We start from the raw sequence: 17022 nt of genomic DNA on the forward strand, positions 1-17022 counted from the left end.
CGGCGACTTGCGCCATGAGGTCCTCGTGCTCGGCCTGGCACTGCTGGTATTCGGCCCAGTCGGCGTCGCTGAAATGAGAGGGGCGGTTCAGAGCATTCCTTGGGATGTGGGTGGATCGGGCTTCGGGGCAGGCGCGGTGCGGTGGCGACCGCCCGGCCTGGGTGGCGGAGGCGCCGACGGGCCTTCCTGACGGGTGAGCGTCGCGAGGCAGCGTTGGAAGCCGTGGTGGTCGTCGAGTTCCTTGGCCGCGTCACGAAGGGATTCCGAGGTGCGCCGCAGGAAGCACGCGCTGAGGCGCTCGGTGAGTGCGGGGCTGCGTGGCTCGACGTGGTCGCCGCCGTGCCGAGATGCTTCAGAACGGTGCTGCCGGCGCGGGTGGTGTGGTGTGGGCTCCGGGCGAAGTCAGCAGTGAGCCGAGAACATCGCGGGAGAGGTCCTGTGCGTCGGTGGCGTGCTGGAGCAGCGCGGTGTAGGAAGGCGTGGCCGGTACGTGTCCGTTCTCGTCCAGCAGCTCCCACTGCTGGGCAGCGTTGAGTAGTTCGTCCTTCATCGCGTTGAGCGCGCCGATAAGCTGGAGCACCTCGTCGCTCGGTATCAAGGCGCGTTGGAAGTCGGGCTTCACGGGCCTCTTGGTCCTCAGTGCATACGGGCGTCGGTGTCGTAGAGCGCCAGTTCGTGGCTGTGCAGGAGGTGCTGAACAATGAAGCTCCGACCTGCGACTTTCCACAGGCCACGCCCTCGGTTGAGGTGCGCGATGGCGTCCATCTCGACGGAGGTCAGGCCGAGCAGGGAGGCCGCGGCGTGGAGCTGGTCGGTCTCCTGGCGGTAGATGATGCGGGTGCTGCAGTCGGCGAGGAGTCCCTCGGCCAGGGCCCGGCCTTGTGATCCGGCGTCGCCGGCGGTGAGCAGGTCGGACAGCCGGTGGATGACCATGAGGTTGGCGATGCCGAGGCCGCGGCTGAGTTTCCACTGGGCCTGCATGCGCTGGAGCAGGCCGACGTGCCGCATCAGGCGCCATGCCTCGTCGTACACGATCCAGCGCCGGCCGCCGCTGGGATCGGAGAGGGCGGATTCCATCCAGGCGCTCGCGCAGGTCATCGCCAGGACGAGGGCGGTGTCGTCCCCGGAGCCGCCGAGGCGGGACAGGTCGATGGTGAGCATCGGCGCGTTCGGATCGAAGGCGACGGTGGAGGGTGCGTCGAACATGCCAGCCAGGTCGCCGTGGACCAAGCGCCGCATGGCGTGGGCCAGGTCTCGCGCTGCGTCGCCGAGTTGGCCCGACATCATCCCGGCGGCCTCGTCGAGCTCGTGGGGGTTGTTGAGGGCGGCGGCGACGTCGCCGAGGAGCGGGGTGCGGTGCGTGTCGGCGGCGCGGGTGACGACGGCGTCGAGGGCGACGTCCAGGGCGGTGTGCTCCATGGGCATCAGGTCCCGACCTAGGACGGTGCGGGCAAGGGAGCCGAGCAGGAGCAGGCGTCGTTTGCGGATCTCGCCGACCCAGTCGGCCTCGGACACGCTCTCCGGGCGCGGGGCCGCGTCCAGGGGGTTCAGGCGACCCGGCAGTCCGGGCCCGAGGGCGACGGACCGGCCGCCGAGGGCTTCTGCCACCGGAGTCCACTCGCCCTTCGGGTCGCACGGTACGTAGACGCGGTATCCAAAGGCGACCGATCGCAGCGCGAAGGACTTGGCGAGGGCGCTCTTGCCCTGGCCGATCACGCCGGCGAGCAACAGGTTGGGGTTGGTGAATCCCTCGACTTTGCCGTACAGAGCGAACGGGTCGAAGACGAATGATGCTTCGGCGTGGACGTCGCGGCCGATGTAGATGCCCTCGGCGCCGAGTCCGCCTTCGGCGAGGAAGGGATAGGCGCCGGCCGCGACCGCGGTGGTCATGCGGTGGGCGGGCAGCTTCAGCCGGTTCCCGCGAGAGCAGGCGGGCCCGGGGCGTCCGCTCGGTGGGTAGAGCGGGGCGGGCATCTGGTGCTCGGCGGGCGTGCCTTCGCTCTGGTGGGCGCTGGCTTCGGCGCGGGCTTTGGCGGTGGCCTCGGCAAGCCGGCGGCGGGCGGCCTTGCGGCTGGCGCGGTCGGTGCCGTGGGGGATGAACAGCGGGCTGGCGGAAGCGCGATGGGCGCGACGGGCGGGCCGGTGGCTCATCGAGGGCCCTCGATTCTGCGGGTGGTGCTCATCGCACGCAGGCCGTGGTGCGCGGGCGGAGGTCGGTGGGGGTGGTTTTGCGGCGGACGACGTGTCCGGCGGCGAGGTGGCGTTGGCAGATCGTCAGCACGGGCGGACCCTCGGGAAGCCGCTCTGGATGACAGGAGCTCGTCCCGGCGTTGGCCTCGGTTGTGCCGGGTAGCAGGTGGAAGGAAGCGTGGACTTCGGTGGTGGCCTGCCAGAGCCTGGAGTGGGCGGTGGCCAGGTGACGTCCGGCGGCCGGGTAAGGGGGCCGGGTGTTGTCGGCGAGCCGGTCCAGAAGCTGGAGCAGAGCGGTGAGGTGGGCGTGCAGCACGTCAAGGTGCAGCCGGTCCACGGACTTGGGCGTGTCCGCGTCCGACGGCGCTAGGGTCCGTGCGTGGTGGCGGATGCCGGCGCTCGCGGCGCGGAGATAGGGGTGCGCGTCGTCGGGGCGCATAGGAGAGGTCAAAGGTGGTGGTCCTTCCTGCCGGTAGGCAGGGCGGCGACGGGCGTCCCGTCGCGGGTGATCCGGAGTGCAGTGGGCCAGGGCGCGGACTGGCGAGGTTGGTTCACAAGGCGGTGCGGGCGAGCGGGAGCGCGGAGAGGACGAAGGCGTCGGGCTGCTGGTAGTTGAGCCGTCGGAGGTCGACGCCAGAGGTGACGGCATGGGTCTCGATCTGTGCGCAGGCGGCGTCCAGGAGGGCGTCGGTCTCGGCGGTGACGGTGACCAGGCCGGTCAGTGCTACATCCGCGTGCCCGGCGATGAGCTGGCGTTCGCGGGTTTTGACGTCGGCGTACTCGACGGAGTCCTCTTCGGAATCGACCTGTCCGCGGCGTGCGCGCTCGTTGGCGTCGGCGATGATCGCGGCCTTCTTGCGCTGGACGTCCCGCAGTGCGGACTCAAGCCCCTGCGGCACGTATATAAGGGAGAGGCTGCGGCGCACGCTGGCCGTGAACATCAGCCCGTGCAGGAATCCGGCCCCCATCTCGGTCCTCGGCCAGTTCTCCACCCAGTACGTCGCGTGCCGTGCGCTGTCGGTAGCGAGGCGGTTGTACTCCTCGAACTGGACGACGGGCCCGGCGGCTGCTGGGTCGGCCTCGGCGCGGCCGGTCTCGGACCACTGCTGGAGCGCGGCGAGAGCCTTCGGGTCATAGGCGGTGCGGATGACGGCGGCGATCTCCTGCGAGGTCAGCCATCCGGTGACCTGGAGCCCGGCGTTGCGGGCGGCCTGCGCGATGCTGGCCGTGGTCTGTTCCATGACCGTGAACGCCCCTGGAAGTCCTCCGCCAGCCTGGTTGATCAGGCGCCGGGCGGCCTTGAGGTCGAGGGAGATGGCGAGGTAGGTCTCGTGTGGGGCGGCGGCAGGGCCGGCCGAGGCGACCAGTTCGGAGTAGATCTGTCCGGCGACGGGGGTCTGGGGCTGACCGTTCTGGGTCCAGTGCCGGGTGAGGGTGTCGCCGCTGTCAGGGACCGTGCGCTCCAGCACCTGGACGGTGGCGATGTGCCCAGTGCGGGCGATGCCCGCCAGCGCGCGTCCCCAGCTGCTCACGTTGTGATTCTGGGTCGCGGGGTCGAGGAGGGCGAAGGCGCGGCTGCTGACGCGTGCGATGGCGGTCAGGGTTTGCTGGTGCGGGTCGTGCACGGCCGCGGCGCCGTTGGCGGAGTCGCCGGGGGTGACCACCTTGAGCGAGGCGGCGGTGCCGGGCAGGTGGAGGATGCCGTCCTGCCGGGGGCGGGTGACGGGCCGGGCGAGCCAGAGGGTCTGGCCGGTACGGAGGCGGTGTGCGTAGCGGGCGACGATCGGCGCCCAGTCGATCAGGGAGCGGCCGTGCCGGCGGATTGCGACGAGCGCACCGGATGCCGCCCATAGCGGGGCCAGGGCGAGGGCGCCGAGCAGTCCGGTGGAGATCACCGTCATCAGCAGCAGCGTCAACGTGCAGGAGACGAGGATGAGTTGAGGCAGGGAGAGGCCGAGGAGGATGCCGCGGCGGGACCGGTGCGGGAATTTCACCGTGACCGGGGCGACGGAGAGATCAGTCAAGGGGCGGGTCCTGGAGGCGCGGGTGGAACCCGGGGGCGGGAGGTGGTGTGCACATCCCGCCCCGGGAGTCGGTCAGGGAATCAGAGGCCGGTCGGAGGCGGCGGGGGTCCGCTCGCCCCGCTGGACGGGGCATTCTGCGCGCCGGAGGGCGGGGGTGCGCCCTGCGGTGGCGGGGTTGTGGTCGGCGGAGTGGACTGCCATCCGCCGCTCTGCCCAGACGCGGCACTTGCGCCGGATCCGCCAGGCCCCGGGCTGCCGCCCACCTGGCCGCTCGTGTCGTCGGACACGCTCGTCGGCGCGGGCTGGACGGCCTTCTCCAAGCCGGACTTGACCGCGTCGCCGCCGGGCGAGGCACCCGTTCCGCCGTTCTGCGATCCCTCCTTGCCCTCGCCGCCTCCGCCGGTCGGGTCGGCGGCGATGTCGCCAGGGAAACCGCCTCCGGCAGCAGCCTCACTGCCCAGCGCTGCGGCGCCTGCTCCGGCGGCAGCGCCACCGGTCCCGGCGGTGGCCGCAGCGGCGGTGGTTTTACGGGCGGCCTTCTCGGCGTGAGCCTTGGCCATTTGGGCCCCAGCGCCACCGGCCCGGTGGATGGACTCGCCGTCGGTGCCTTCGGCTGCCCAGTGCACGAACTTGAAGACGGCGTACGGGCACAGCAACACCAGAATCATGATCACGATGCCGGACATCACGTCGGCCAAAGCGGCGATACCATCGCCGGCCTCGGTCTTGCCCATGGCGGCGATACCGAGCACGAAGATCACGGTCATCAGCAGCTTGGAGACGACGAGGGTGGCGGTGGCTTCGATCCAGCCCCTGCGCCAGCGGCGCGCGACCTCCCAGCCACCGCCGGCGGAGGCGAAGACGGCCAGGGTGACCATGACGAGGATGCCGACCTTACGGACCATCATCACGCACCAGTAGAGGAACGCGCCGATGGCGGCGCCGAGACCGGCGACTGCCGCCACGAGCCAGCCCAGTGCGGACAGGCCCGGGATCTGGCCGACCTTCACGATGCGACGCACAGCCGACTCGATGTTCAGGTTCGCTGTCTTGAACAGGCCAGCGGACAGGGCGTCGACCACTTCGACGGCGACCGTAGTCAGGGAGATGGCGCAGAAGGCGAACAGGACGCCCGACATGGTGCCGGTGAACGCTTGTGTCAGAGCTTGTCCGTCGCGCCTGACGGCGGCTCGGACCAGCTGCGCGCAGTACGTCGCGACTAGCAGAACCAGGCCCAGCGGCAGCAACATCTCGTAGTTGTCCCGGAACCACCCGGCGTTCAGGTCGACCTTGGTGGTGGTGTTGACTGCCTCGGCCGCCAGGTCGGCTGCGGCGGCTGCCAGTTCACCGGCGGACTTCGCCATCCAGTCGCCCATGGCCTTGGCAGGGTCCGAGGCGAAGTCGACCGCGTCACCGACGGCGCACAGCTTGTCTGCCAGGGGGAAATCACAGAAACCCACGGGAAGTTACTCCTCCATTCTTGTGTCAGGCGCGGGTCACTGCGTGACGCTCGGTGCGATGGCGGCCAGGGCGCAGTCGTGGTTCGGGCGGCACTGGACGGCGAGGGTCACGGCCCGTTCCTCGGCCCCTCCGCCGCCCTTCTTCCAGCTGAGCGTCTGTTTGCCGTTGACGGTGACGACGTAGATGTACGCCTCGGTGATCGCGGACGGGTCGTCAGCCAGGGCCGCCTTGAAGGCGAACGGGTAGTGGCCCTCGGCGACGCTGGCGGTGGCGTGCTGGTCCTGGTCGGCCATCCGCGACCACAGCACTGGATCGGGAACATGGCCGGAGACCGAGGCCCAGTCGGCGTACTTGGTCTCCGTGGTCATCCAGGCGCGCATGCCGGTGAGCTGCTGGTCGCGGCTGGTGTCGCGGGTGTCGTACGACCACAACATCCGGGCCGCCGCCTTGGCGTAGGCGACCGGCTCGGCAATCTGCGGAGGCTTGGGCACCGAACCGGATCCGGAGGAAGGCTTCGGGGCGGCCTCGGAGGAGGACGGGCTGTCAGCCGGGGCAGGCCGGGCCTCGTCCGGGGCCTGGTGGCTGTTCCCACCGCCGGTCAGCAGGGCGACGATCCCGGCGATGGCGAGCAGGGTGGCCACTACGCAGGTGACGATCGTGATGCGCCGGTTGGCCGACCAGCCCGAGCCGTACGAGGACAGCGAAAAGGAGGGGGATCGTTTCCGCATCAATGGACCTGAGACCCCAGACCGGAGAAGAAGGCCACGATTCCGTTCGCGGCACCCAACCCGAGGGCAGCGCCGGCGGCCACGACCGCGCCCTTCTTACCGTTGGCCTCGGCTTGGTGACCACCGGTGTGGTGACCCCAGGCCCATACGCCGAGCGAGACGGCGAGGGCACCGACGACGGCGATGATCCCGAACATGTTGATCGAGTTGACGACGTTTTTCAGCACACTCAGCCCGGGCAATCCGCCGCCCTTGGGTGAGATTCCTGGGTCGTAGGCAAGCTGGATGACGCGGTCTGCGAGCGGGACGGACATAGGTGTGGCAGGGCTCCTTGCATACGCGGGCCAGGCGAGGGCCGGCGGGAAAGGGGGAAAGCGGAGGGGGAGGTGCGCTCGGAGCGCGGAAGTGGCCGCGGCGGCGACCTGCCCGGACCGGCGTCGGGCAGGGGCGGGGAGAGGCCACTCCTTGGGCCAGGGCGCGGCTTCGAAGCCGCTTTTTCGGCTCGGGGCCAGCGAGGGCTGCCGGGGTGTTCTACTTCGGGAGCGACGGCTTCGGTGCGGGGTTCGACTCGTACGGGTTGGCGCAGTCGTAGATCATGTATCCGCGGATCTTCTTGCCGTCGGACTTCCGGGTCACCGTGCCGTGGGTGTACCAGGTCTTCTCTGCGCGCTTGTACGCGAACTGGTTATAGGTGACCTTGTCGTGCCGGTAGGCGATGCCCACGACGGTGGACTTCTTCGAAGGGTCCTTGCGGACCTTGACTGCCTTGCACGAGATCGTCGTGTGGCCGGTGTCGTACGCCTGGGCTGTGGAGGCGCTGGCTAGGCCGCCGGCCGCAACTGCGAGGCCGATCGAGCTGGCTGCGAGGGCGTGCCGGATGCGGGAGTGGACTGTCACGTGGATGCTCCGGGGTGTTGGGGGATAGGGAGTGGGCCGTCGGCTCGTCCTGCTGGGCGGCCGTCGGGCGAAGCGATCGAGCGAGATGGGGAATTGGCCACCGAGCCCAACTATCGGGCAGACCACCGGCGAGGTCCTGGTGACGGCGGCTCGCGGGGCTTGCGGGCTGACCGGGATCAAATGACGCGGCGGGCGGCGAGGATCGTCCAGTCCTTGATCGGGGTGATCCGGACCGGCTTGGTGGTGCGCGGCGCCTCAATCACGAGGCCCTCGCCCATGTACATGCCGACATGCTCGGGCCGTGCGGCGGTGCCCCGGCTGAAAATCAGGTCCCCGGGCTCAAGTTGGGAGGGCGAGACCGCCTTGCCTTCGTTGACCTGCGTGTACGTGGTGCGGGTGAGCGTGACGCCGGCATGCGCGTACGCCTGCTGCATCAGGCTGGAGCAGTCGCACCGGCCCATGGGGTCGGGGCCGTGCGAGTTCATACAGGAGCCGCCCCACTGGTAGAGCGTGCCGAGCTGCTGCATCGCCCACGTGATGACCTTACGGGCCCTCGGATGGGCGTCCTTGGGGATCGAGTAGCCCTTCGGGACGCTCCCCTCGGGGATGCGGCCGAAGCCGGAACCGTCCTGGCCCGGCGCGCAGCCGGTCGTACTGGTCGACGGCTTCTTCTCCTGGCCTGTGTCCTTGCCGTCCGCGTCACCGCCGCCGGGGAAGGTCTTGGCGATGGCGGCCTGCAGCGCGGTGGCGAGCTCTTCCCACTGCGTGTACGCGTCTGGCAGGCCGGACTTCTGCACGGCTTGGGCGGCCTGTGTGACGGTCATCTGCTGCCACCCGCTCACTTTGAGCAAGTGCTTGTAGAACTGCTCGCTCGCGTAGGTGGGGTCGCGGATCTGCTCGGCGCTGCCCCAGCCCTGGGAAGGGCGCTGCTGGAAGAGGCCGAGGGAGTCGCGGTCGCCGTAGGCGAGGTTGCGCAGTCGGCTCTCCTGCATCGCCGTGGCGAGCGCGATGATCTGTCCCTTCTTGGGGACGTCGAGGGAGAGGCCGGCGGCCACGATCGTCTGGGCGTTGGGGACCTGCTCGGCGGGCAGGTCCAGGCCCTCGACGTGCACGTCCTTGCCGGTGGCGCCGTCGAGGATCTTGGTGACCTGTTCGACGACCTTGTCGCTGTCGATGTCGCTCAGGCAGCTGCTGAAGGAGCCGCTGCTCTGCACGGCGTCGGCCGAGGAGGCCAGCATCATGCCGGTGCCGGCGATCAGGAGCGGGGAGAGGAAGACGACGCCGATGCTGGCGGCGAGCCCCTTCAATCCGAGCGGACCGCTCGCCGGTCAGCGGTTTCGGGCATGGGTGGGTAGCGAGACGTCATGAACGGGTCCTTGTGGGTGAGGTGTCCGGCGTACCGCGTGCGCGAGGCGTCTCGGAAGGGCGCGGCAGCCGGGGTGGGCGATCGGGACGGGCCGGTGCGGGGCGAGTTGCCGCTCGCTCCGCGTGGCCGGGCCGTGAGCTAGGTGTGCCGGGGCAAGGGGTACCTCCGTGAGGTGTGGCAGGGGAGTGGCCAGCGGCGGTGTGCGCCGGGCGGTGCAAAAACAGTAGGCGCGGATCGGCGGTTGACCAAAAAGTCGGCGTGAGGTGCCGGAAACCGATACCTCGACAGGGCACTTCTTGGTCGTCGGCGGTTTCGCCACTACAGTTTTTGGACTCCCCTCGCCCTCCTCGGTCTGCGGCCCTGGGCTTCTGCATGCCCACTTCCGGCCCGCGAGGACTCCTGCGCGAGGCGGCTATTTCCCTCCGCGTTTCCGCAACTCGAATCGGGGTTCCTCTTTGCCTTTTTCCCTTCACCAGGGCGACGCTCTGGCCGTTCTCTCCGGCCTTCCGGACGGCTGCGTCGACTCCGTCATCACCGACCCGCCGTACAACAGCGGCGGGCGGACCGCGAAGGAGCGCACCACGCGCTCCGCGAAGCAGAAGTACACCTCCGCCGACGTCAAGAACGACCTCGCCGACTTCACCGGCGAGAACATGGACCAGAGGTCCTACTCGTTCTGGCTGACGCAGATCATGACCGAGGCTCACCGCCTCACCAAGACCGGCGGGACGGCCCTGCTGTTCACCGACTGGCGCCAGCTTCCGACGACGACGGACGCGATCCAGGCGGCCGGATGGCTGTGGCGCGGTGTCCTGGCCTGGCACAAGCCGCAGGCCAGGCCCCAGAAGGGCCGGTTCACCCAGAACTGCGAGTTCATCGTCTGGGCCAGCAAGGGGCCGATCGACGGCTCCCGAAACCCCGTCTATCTGCCTGGCATGTACTCGGCTTCGCAGCCCTCTGGCGCGAAGCGCCAGCACATCACGCAGAAGCCGGTCGAGGTGATGCGCGAGCTGGTCAAGATCAGCCCCGAGGGCGGCACGGTCCTCGACTTCTGCGCTGGCTCCGGCTCCACGGGCGTGGCCGCCCTGTTGGAAGGCCGGGACTTCATCGGCGTGGAGAAGACCGAGCACTACGCGTCGATCGCGGCCGACCGGCTCACCGAGACGATCCGCGCAACCCTCGCGCAGGACGACGTGGTTCTCACCGCCTGAGCCGCGTCCTTGCCCGTCGCCAAGACGACCAGCTCCCACCGCAGCCGTTGGCGAAATACCGCCGGAGGAACGTGCAATCCGTTGGCGGCGCCGCGCGAGGGCGCCCCCGCACTTCCCTCATTCCGCGTCTCGTAGGAGGCCGAACTTCTCAATGCCCGAATCCGCAAAGCCTGCCAATGATGGAGAGTTGGAGCCGATTCGTATTCCGGATCCACAGCTGGAGGGAATCGAGGCGAGCGTGCGGCGGCTCATGGAGCAGTCGGCGCAACAGGCTCAGCAGCTCGACCACCTAGCGTCCGCTCCGTCGCCGAGTGGATCACTGTCCGCCGCGTTCGGCATGCCGGGACTCGGCGGCCCGCCGGCCGCCGCTCCACCGGAGCCCCGCCCGATCCTGGAACTGGACGGAGAGGAACGCGAGGACGAACTCGACGCCCTGTCCGACTGGGTCGACGACTTCTTCCTCCCGGTCTACGGGGCGGAGGTCACCACCGCGGCGCCCTGGTGCCTGCAGTGGCAGGAGCACGACGACGTCGTGGCTTGGCTTCATGCCTTGTGGCTCGCGTACCAGCAGCACAAGGATCCCGAAGCCGGGCTCTCCGGTCTGTTCGTGTGGCACCGAGACTTCCTCACCCACGCTGTCGCGGCGATCCGCGCACCGGGCGGTCCGCTGTCGGCCTGCATGACCTCTCCCGACCGGCCCGCACACCGTCTCCTGCCCGGCCCGCCGCCCTCCGTACGGACGGAGACGGCGGCCACGGCGGAAGCCGCCGGGCCCGCCGAGCCGACGTCATGACCGCGGGACAGGGACAGCCCGCCTTCGGACTGAGCTTCGACCCGCGCGCGTTGACCGATCTCCTCCAGGCCCCCAGCGACATACGCGACCTCACCCTCGTCTACCTGCAGGAAGTCGTGAACGCGCAGCGCTTCGGGCTGCGCCTCGACGGTGACCTGGACGGCTTCAGGAAGCTGTTCGTGGACTCCCGCAAGGACTGGCGCGTCGTCTACGCCGTCCGGCCGGCGACCGCGGAATCCGCCCACCACAAGGAGATCCACGTCGTCGCGATCCGGCCGCGCGCGGGCAACGACATCTACGACGAGGTCGGCCGCCGTCTGGGCATGACTCGCCGACCGCTGAGCGCCCGCACCCACGCGGCACGCTCCCGTTCCCCGCAACTGGCCGCCCGCGCGCCCGTGCCCCGGCCCGGTCCGCCGCCCACTGCGCCACCGGGTCTGCCCCGTCCCGCACCGAACCCCGCGCACCATCCCACCCGCTGAACGCACGGAGCGTCGCCAATGCCCCCTGAACCCGCGCCGACACCCTCCCGGCGTGCGGTCTCCCCTCTCGACCATCGCCTCGAAGCCGCCACCGGGCACGACATCGACGGCGCTCTGTTCACGCGTATCGACCGCACCGTGGACCAGTTGGAAGAGGCTGCCGACGCGCGGGACGCCGCTGCCCGGGATGTGCTCGCCGCCCTGGAGCCCATCGAAGCCGCAGCAGCATCCGTCGCGCCCGACGCGCAGCAGCTCTCGACTGACGACCCGGCAGCGCTGCTCGCCATCGCCGGCGGCGCCAAGCTCTACGAACACCTGCTGACCGGCCGGATGTCCGTCGCAGCCGCCTCTGGCACCCGCATCCCCCACACCAAGCTACGGCGGCTGGAGGACGCCGGCCTGGTCGCCCAGGACACCGGCCACCCCGTACACGCTGGCCAGCCGGTCGCGCTCACCGACGCCGGAAGAGCCGCGCTGTTCGCCGCCCGCCGGGCCCCCCACGACGCAGACGCCGAAGGTCCCAGCTCGCCCCGGCACATCGCCGTCCACTCCGGCGCAGCGGCGCTGAACTCCACCGAAAGGCCCCTTGTTGTCTCCCACCGAACCGGCACCGGTCCGGAAGTCCATCCCTCAAGTCGACTTCGATCTGGACGACCTCGACGCCGACGAGGAGCGGTACCTCGACTTCTACCGCAAGGTCGGCGTCCACGAGGACATGCTCGTCCCCCTCGCCGAACATCACGACGGTCCGCACAGCTACTACGTCCTGTTCGACCGCACCGCGACCTGGGGACACCCCGGCATGCCCCAGGTGCTCGCCGTGCATCTGCAACGGGACCACGAGAAGCGGACGTTCAGCTTCGAGAAGGCCCCGCTGCCGCTGCCCGCGATGGCGCAGTCCTGGCTCATCCACCGCGGCCTCCCGCACGATGCCATCGGCCTCGACCCCGAGCTGGGCCCGCCGCCGGCTGACGAGGCCACGCGAGCACTGGAGCGACGCCTCGCCGGCGACGGCGACCACTACGCCATGGGCTACTCCTACACCAGCGACGACCCGGACGACCTGGTCGTCGTCGTGGCACTGCGTGCCCTGAACGAACGCGCCCCGTCGCCGTTCCGCGTTGTGGTCGAAGAGGTCGACACCGGCACCTGGACGCACACCCTGCGCGAGGGCGGCTTCGACACGATCGACGAGGCCCTGCAGTGGTGCGACGACCGGCTCACCGGCGAGGCTGGCCCTCTCCCGCCGGTCCGCCCGGCAGCCGCCGCCAGCCGCCCTTCCGGTGTGGCGAAGGCCCCTGCCCCGCGCCCGCCAGGCCGTTCGCGCTGAGCGCTCAGCCCGACGCGGGCGGCGCAATATAGCCGACGATCGCCGGTTAGCCAAACCGGCGATTCTCCGGACTCTTATACAGCCGCCGGGACAACCCCCGCGGCGCCTTTCCCCACATTCCCCACGCCTTCACGGAGGCTCTTTCCGCATGCGCTCCACCCGAATTGCCATATCAGCGGCGATGCTCGGCGCACTCGCGCTGCCGGTGCTGTCCGCCACCTCCGCCAGCGCCGCGACCGTACCCACCGCAGCAACCGCCGCCCCCGTCGTCAGCTGCCACAACCTGCCGCCGCTCCCGTACGCGGTGCACGCCAAGGCCGTGACCATCCGGTCCAAGGCCAGCTCGAAGTCCACGGCGCTCGGCGTGCTCTACAAGAGCCACAAGTTCACCGTCTCCAAGAAGAGCGGCAACTGGCTCTACATCACAGACAAGACGACCGGCGTCAAGGGCTGGGTCTCCGGCACGTACGTCTACCGCGACGTCCGTATGTGCCTGGACTGACCAGGCTTCAGCACCTCCCGGCAAGCGGCTGATCCGCCGATTACGAGGCCCCTCACATTCCCTGCGCATCAGCCTATCCAGAACAGGAGATCCCCCTTGTCCGACGGCATATCCGAGGATTCTGCGGATGTCGTGGGCGTGCTCACCGAACGGATCGAAGCGCGCTTCGACATGGGCATGGACCAGTTGAAGGCCGCGGTCGCCGCCGCGCCGACCGCGAACCCTGACGCCACCGACGTCGTCAAGTGGCACGGCCTTCTCGTCGAGGCCCAGTCCGTGCTGGAGCGCGCGGAGGACGACCTCCTCGCCGCACTGCAGACCCAGCCCAGCGAGGTCGACGACCCGACGATGGGCCTCGCCCACCGGGTGAACGCGGCCGTCACTACCCGCGACGGCCGGGCCATGGTGGTGCGATGGCTCCTCGACCCGAACGCCCCGGGGAAGAAGGACCTCGCCGCAGAGCGCCTCGCCCGTCTTCGGCCCCGCACCGGGCCTGCGGTGCAGACCAGCGCCCCCAACCGGCCCGCGGGTTCAACCGCACCGGCGACGGCCTGGCGGTCGACAAGGGCCGCCCGATGAGCCGGGACAAGGCCAGCACCATGGACGCCGACCTGCAGAAGGTCTTCGGTAAGCCGGTCCTCGAGCTGTACGAGGCGGCTGCTGACCACGATGCCTCGCCCGCGCTCGCCCGTGCCCTGGAACTGCGGTCCTTCCTGGCGCTCACCGAGGAGCAGGTCGCCCGCGTCCGCGACCGCGTCCACGCCGACATGGATCCGGACCGCAACATGGGCGAACTGTCGGCGGACAAGCTCCGCTTCGACGCGCAGTGGCTGGACGCGGCACTGAAGGCCCGCGACGCCTACTGCGCCGCCCTCGGCGAGCTGCTGCGCACCATGCCCCCGCCCGCCCAGCAGGCCCGGCCCGTACGAACGGCTCAGCTCTGGGCCAACGCAACCCTGCCCCCGTCTGCCGCCCCGTCACCGCAGCGTGCCGGGGCGGCCCTGGCCCGCCGACCGTGAGAGCCCCCGATTGCCCCACCCCGCGTCCACCGACATAGCTGGACGGATCGAGGACCTATACGGCGCACCGCTCGCCGACCTCGAAGCCCACGCCCAGGACCAGCCGCCCGGCATGCTCTGTGCTCTGCTCGGCATGCACGACGATCTTGCCCTCGCCGAGCGCAGCATCGACTTCCACCGCGACCACCTCGCCCGGCTCATCCACCCCGAACGGCAGATCGGCCCGCACGAGGTCTCCCACCTCCTCGACGGGACCCGCCGGCTCGCCGAAGCCGTCGCCGTCCGCGAGGTCCAGGCCAAATCGGTCGCCGCCGTCCTGCAGAGCCTGGCCCGCGTCCCGGCCCCGACGCCTGTCCCGCCAGCTCCCTCGCCACCTGCTCCGGCTCCGCCTCTTGCGGCGCCGAGTCCGGCGCACAGCCGCTGACCCGCAGGCGATCCCCCCTTTCATTCACCCAGGAGCTCCACCCTTGGCCATCACCGCTCTGCCCCCTGATGCCGACGCCGACATCGCCCGGGTCACCGAGGCCCTCGCCATGATCACCCCGCGCTGGAACGTCCGGATCATGCTGGCCCTCTCCGGCCCGCCGCTGCGCTACAGCGAGCTGGCGGCCAAGGTGTCCTGGCTGCAGAACGGCCAACTCCACCCCAAGCTCAAGGCGCTGTGCGACGCCGGACTCGTCGAACGCACGGAACACACCGCACGGCACGTGACCTACGGCCACACCGAACGCGGAGCCGCCCTGCTGCCGATCCTGCCGATGATCGTCACCTGGGCCGAGGAACACCTGGAGAAGGCGGACCGCCCGCTGGCCGCGATCGAGCAGATCGAGGACAGCCTCACCCTGCTCACCCGGCGCCATGCCGCCGCCATCCTGTGGGTGCTGAAGTCCCGTGAGGAAGTCAGCGGCCGGGCTCTGGCCCGAATCGTGATGCCCAGCAGCGACTGGACCAACATCTATCCGCCTCTGCGGCAGCTCGTCGCCGACGGCCTGGTTGACACCGACGGCATGGGCCGGCCCTACCGGCTGTCCGCGGCCGGCGATGGCCTGGGCCCCGTGCTCAGCACCCTGTCCGCGTGGGCCGCCGGGCAGCCCCTCGACCAGGCGGCCCAGCACCCGGTCTGGGGGCACCCGCAGGCGAAGCCCGCGCCGAGGCCGTGGATCAGCAGCCAGTCTCGGCCGGCCCCCACGGCGCTCCCACCTGCTCGGACACCCCAGTTCCCTCCGGCCTGGCACAACGGGGATCTCTTCTCGCACGCTGCGACCGCCCGCCCGAAGGCAGCCGTCCCGGCGGGAGGCCCGCGCCGATGAGCACCCCCTTTACCTCTGCCGAAGCGCAGCGCGCTGTCGAACTGCTCGCCTCGCGGTCCTTGGTCCGCCTGGTCACCGAGATCGACGACAACGGCGCCATACCGCCGCGACGGCTGGCCGGCACCCTGCCCGACCTCTCCACGCCCCAACTGCGCAGCGCATCCGACGCGGCCCGCGCCCACGGTCTCATCCGGATCGCGCCCGGCACCGGTCTGGAACTGACCGAGGCTGGGATGGAGTTGGCCGGCCTGTACGACGCGATGGCCCGCTGGGCCCGGCGTCACGCCGTCCCGGCCCCCGTCTGCGAGTTCAGCAGCCGCATTCGGCACGTCCTTGCCCTGTTGACACCATCGCTCATCACCGAGCGCGCCGACCCAGCGGAGGCAGGCCTGGCCCGTCTCCGCACGCTCCTGATCCAGTGGCTGGCCGACAACCTTCAGATGGCCAGGGTGTTCGAACCTGAGCCGGTCGCGTGAGCGAAGCGGTCACACCCCGGCACGCACGCCACACCGGCGGGCTGATGCGCAGCATCTACCTGCCGCGCACGGCGGACGCGTTGGCGTTCGCGATGTCCACCTACGGCATCCCGCTGCTTGTCCTGGCCACGACGCGCTCCGCCGCGCTGACGGGCGCAGCCTTCGCCCTGGAGTGGATCCCGCGGCTGGCTGCGTTCGGGTGGGCCGGATCGGTTGTCGACCGGCGCGGTGCTGCGGTGGTCTTCCACCTGGCCTCCCTGGGCCGGGCGCTGGCCCTTGCCGCCGGCGCGGTCCTGCTCCTCCTCCACCCGTCCGGCACCGTGGCGAGCGCGACCGTGATGGTGCTGGCGGCGACGACCGGCGTGCTCACCGAGTTCAGCTATATCGCGGCCGAGACCGCAGGCGCTGCCGCCGGACGCCGAGCAGGACGGGGGGCCCACCGTGTCCAGGCCGTCCTGCTCGGCATCGACCAGACGGCGACCCTGGCCGGTCCGGCGCTCGCCGGGGTGCTCCTGCTTGCCGGTCCGCCGTTGATGCTCGCGGTGATCACCGTGCTCTCGTTGCTTGCCGCGCTGCTTGCCCTGCGCACTCCGCACTCGCCCGTGGCACCGGCCCGTGCGCCGAAGGGGAGGTCCGGGGCCGGACTGCTCAGCGGGTGGCGCACCATCCGCTCGCTTCCCGCGCTCGGCTGGCTCGTGACCGGGCTGACCCTGTCCAACCTGGCCACTGGCCTTCTTCAGGCGGCCGGTCCCGTGATCGTCGTCAAGCACTTCGGGCAGTCCACCACCGCAGTCGGCCTCGTCTGGTCCGCCGCTGCCGCAGCGACGCTCCTCAGCGTCACGCTCTGCCGGTTCGCGCTCGACCGCCTTGGCCTGTGGCCGGTCGGCGCCGCCTGCGCCGCCCTCGCCTCGCTCGGCTGTCTCGCCGCTGCCCAGGCTCCCGACTACCGGTCCTACCTGGTCCTGGTCGCGGTCCTCATGGCGGGCGAAGGCGGCATGACGGTTGTCCTGCGTACCCTGCGCTCCCGCCTGATCCCTCCGGAGAAGTTCGGCAGCACCCTGTCGGCGACGATCCTCATCCTCCTGCTGCCCTTCCCGGTCGCCGGCGTGCTCACCGCGCTCACTCCGCCCGACGCGCTGGGCCACGTCATCACCGTCTGTGCCGCGCTGCAGGCCCTCGGTCTGTTCTGCGCCTTCGCCCGCCTGCGAACCGATCCCGCCCTGCGCACCTGAC

Annotated in this window: 21 protein-coding genes; 11 read left to right on the forward strand and 10 right to left on the reverse strand. The window is 70.4% G+C overall.

Features of this window, described 5'->3' with window-relative positions; all coding sequences use genetic code 11:
• Positions 1-352 precede the first annotated feature (352 nt).
• The 9 genes from AB0B29_RS14265 to AB0B29_RS14305 all read right to left on the reverse strand — a co-directional run bounded on the left by AB0B29_RS14265 (position 353) and on the right by AB0B29_RS14305 (position 8607).
• Positions 353-622 carry a hypothetical protein gene (locus AB0B29_RS14265; protein ID WP_362238501.1) on the reverse strand — a complete coding sequence of 90 codons (270 nt, stop codon included), beginning with the start codon at positions 620-622 and terminating at the stop codon, positions 353-355.
• Positions 623-636: 14 nt separating this feature from the next.
• On the reverse strand, positions 637-2151 hold the full coding sequence (locus AB0B29_RS14270) for a VirB4 family type IV secretion system protein (RefSeq protein ID WP_362238503.1): 1515 nt from the start codon (positions 2149-2151) through the stop codon (positions 637-639).
• 28 nt (positions 2152-2179) lie between these two features.
• Positions 2180-2641, reverse strand: a complete 462-nt coding sequence (locus AB0B29_RS14275; protein ID WP_362238506.1) for a DUF6238 family protein — start codon at positions 2639-2641, stop codon at positions 2180-2182.
• Between the two features lie 100 nt (positions 2642-2741).
• On the reverse strand, positions 2742-4214 hold the full coding sequence (locus tag AB0B29_RS14280; RefSeq protein ID WP_362238509.1) for an SCO6880 family protein: 1473 nt from the start codon (positions 4212-4214) through the stop codon (positions 2742-2744).
• An 80-nt stretch (positions 4215-4294) separates the two neighbouring features.
• Positions 4295-5674, reverse strand: coding sequence for an SCO6881 family protein (locus tag AB0B29_RS14285; protein ID WP_362238511.1), 1380 nt, complete (start codon positions 5672-5674; stop codon positions 4295-4297).
• Positions 5675-5710: 36 nt separating this feature from the next.
• Positions 5711-6403 (reverse strand): hypothetical protein, encoded by a 693-nt coding sequence (locus tag AB0B29_RS14290; RefSeq protein ID WP_362238514.1) that lies wholly within the window; start codon positions 6401-6403, stop codon positions 5711-5713.
• Positions 6403-6717, reverse strand: a complete 315-nt coding sequence (locus AB0B29_RS14295; protein ID WP_011031268.1) for a DUF6112 family protein — start codon at positions 6715-6717, stop codon at positions 6403-6405. The genes AB0B29_RS14290 and AB0B29_RS14295 overlap by 1 nt, the downstream gene beginning before the upstream one ends.
• Positions 6718-6934: 217 nt before the next feature.
• Entirely contained in the window at positions 6935-7300 is a 366-nt protein-coding gene (locus AB0B29_RS14300) for a hypothetical protein (protein WP_362238517.1), read from the reverse strand.
• Positions 7301-7476: 176 nt separating this feature from the next.
• Positions 7477-8607 (reverse strand): C40 family peptidase, encoded by a 1131-nt coding sequence (locus AB0B29_RS14305; protein WP_362238520.1) that lies wholly within the window; start codon positions 8605-8607, stop codon positions 7477-7479.
• A 514-nt stretch (positions 8608-9121) separates the two neighbouring features.
• Between AB0B29_RS14305 and AB0B29_RS14310 the strand changes: the two genes are divergently transcribed.
• The 3 genes from AB0B29_RS14310 (at position 9122) to AB0B29_RS14320 (ending at position 11152) form a co-directional block, all read left to right on the forward strand.
• Positions 9122-9877, forward strand: a complete 756-nt coding sequence (locus tag AB0B29_RS14310; protein ID WP_362238523.1) for a DNA-methyltransferase — start codon at positions 9122-9124, stop codon at positions 9875-9877.
• A 250-nt stretch (positions 9878-10127) separates the two neighbouring features.
• Positions 10128-10670, forward strand: a complete 543-nt coding sequence (locus tag AB0B29_RS14315; protein WP_362238718.1) for a DUF4913 domain-containing protein — start codon at positions 10128-10130, stop codon at positions 10668-10670.
• A complete protein-coding gene (locus AB0B29_RS14320; protein WP_362238526.1) occupies positions 10667-11152 on the forward strand; it encodes a hypothetical protein in 486 nt (161 codons plus the stop codon). Before AB0B29_RS14315 ends, AB0B29_RS14320 begins: the two co-directional genes overlap by 4 nt.
• Before the next feature lie 375 nt (positions 11153-11527).
• On the opposite strand, the gene AB0B29_RS37765 is transcribed toward AB0B29_RS14320, so the two are convergent.
• A complete protein-coding gene (locus AB0B29_RS37765) occupies positions 11528-11689 on the reverse strand; it encodes a hypothetical protein (protein WP_436845844.1) in 162 nt (53 codons plus the stop codon).
• A gap of 49 nt (positions 11690-11738) precedes the next feature.
• Here AB0B29_RS37765 and AB0B29_RS14330 point away from each other — a divergent pair, with 49 nt between their 5' ends.
• The 8 genes from AB0B29_RS14330 (at position 11739) to AB0B29_RS14365 (ending at position 17021) form a co-directional block, all read left to right on the forward strand.
• A complete protein-coding gene (locus tag AB0B29_RS14330; RefSeq protein WP_362238529.1) occupies positions 11739-12482 on the forward strand; it encodes a hypothetical protein in 744 nt (247 codons plus the stop codon).
• 148 nt (positions 12483-12630) lie between these two features.
• Complete coding sequence (locus AB0B29_RS14335; RefSeq protein WP_362238532.1) at positions 12631-12984, forward strand: SH3 domain-containing protein; 354 nt, start codon at positions 12631-12633, stop codon at positions 12982-12984.
• Positions 12985-13080: 96 nt separating this feature from the next.
• Positions 13081-13563 carry a hypothetical protein gene (locus AB0B29_RS14340; protein WP_362238535.1) on the forward strand — a complete coding sequence of 161 codons (483 nt, stop codon included), beginning with the start codon at positions 13081-13083 and terminating at the stop codon, positions 13561-13563.
• Entirely contained in the window at positions 13560-14003 is a 444-nt protein-coding gene (locus AB0B29_RS14345; RefSeq protein WP_362238538.1) for a hypothetical protein, read from the forward strand. Before AB0B29_RS14340 ends, AB0B29_RS14345 begins: the two co-directional genes overlap by 4 nt.
• A gap of 10 nt (positions 14004-14013) precedes the next feature.
• Positions 14014-14427, forward strand: coding sequence for a hypothetical protein (locus tag AB0B29_RS14350; protein WP_362238541.1), 414 nt, complete (start codon positions 14014-14016; stop codon positions 14425-14427).
• 43 nt (positions 14428-14470) lie between these two features.
• Positions 14471-15313 (forward strand): winged helix-turn-helix transcriptional regulator, encoded by an 843-nt coding sequence (locus AB0B29_RS14355; protein WP_362238544.1) that lies wholly within the window; start codon positions 14471-14473, stop codon positions 15311-15313.
• Positions 15310-15789 (forward strand): regulator, encoded by a 480-nt coding sequence (locus AB0B29_RS14360; protein ID WP_362238547.1) that lies wholly within the window; start codon positions 15310-15312, stop codon positions 15787-15789. Before AB0B29_RS14355 ends, AB0B29_RS14360 begins: the two co-directional genes overlap by 4 nt.
• Positions 15786-17021 (forward strand): MFS transporter, encoded by a 1236-nt coding sequence (locus AB0B29_RS14365; RefSeq protein WP_362238550.1) that lies wholly within the window; start codon positions 15786-15788, stop codon positions 17019-17021. Before AB0B29_RS14360 ends, AB0B29_RS14365 begins: the two co-directional genes overlap by 4 nt.
• The last annotated feature ends 1 nt before the right edge of the window (position 17022 follow it).

The sequence above is a fragment of the Streptomyces tibetensis genome (assembly GCF_040647715.1).
Lineage (GTDB): Bacteria > Actinomycetota > Actinomycetes > Streptomycetales > Streptomycetaceae > Streptomyces > Streptomyces tibetensis_A.

Coding starts and splice junctions, on each gene's coding strand:
- AB0B29_RS14270 (WP_362238503.1), bottom strand. CDS start 2,151: ATGAGCCACCGGCCCGCCCGTCGCGCCCATCGCGCTTCCGCCAGCCCG.
- AB0B29_RS14290 (WP_362238514.1), bottom strand. CDS start 6,403: ATGCGGAAACGATCCCCCTCCTTTTCGCTGTCCTCGTACGGCTCGGGC.
- AB0B29_RS14295 (WP_011031268.1), bottom strand. CDS start 6,717: ATGTCCGTCCCGCTCGCAGACCGCGTCATCCAGCTTGCCTACGACCCA.
- AB0B29_RS14315 (WP_362238718.1), top strand. CDS start 10,128: ATGGAGCAGTCGGCGCAACAGGCTCAGCAGCTCGACCACCTAGCGTCC.
- AB0B29_RS14320 (WP_362238526.1), top strand. CDS start 10,667: ATGACCGCGGGACAGGGACAGCCCGCCTTCGGACTGAGCTTCGACCCG.
- AB0B29_RS14335 (WP_362238532.1), top strand. CDS start 12,631: ATGCGCTCCACCCGAATTGCCATATCAGCGGCGATGCTCGGCGCACTC.
- AB0B29_RS14345 (WP_362238538.1), top strand. CDS start 13,560: ATGAGCCGGGACAAGGCCAGCACCATGGACGCCGACCTGCAGAAGGTC.
- AB0B29_RS14360 (WP_362238547.1), top strand. CDS start 15,310: ATGAGCACCCCCTTTACCTCTGCCGAAGCGCAGCGCGCTGTCGAACTG.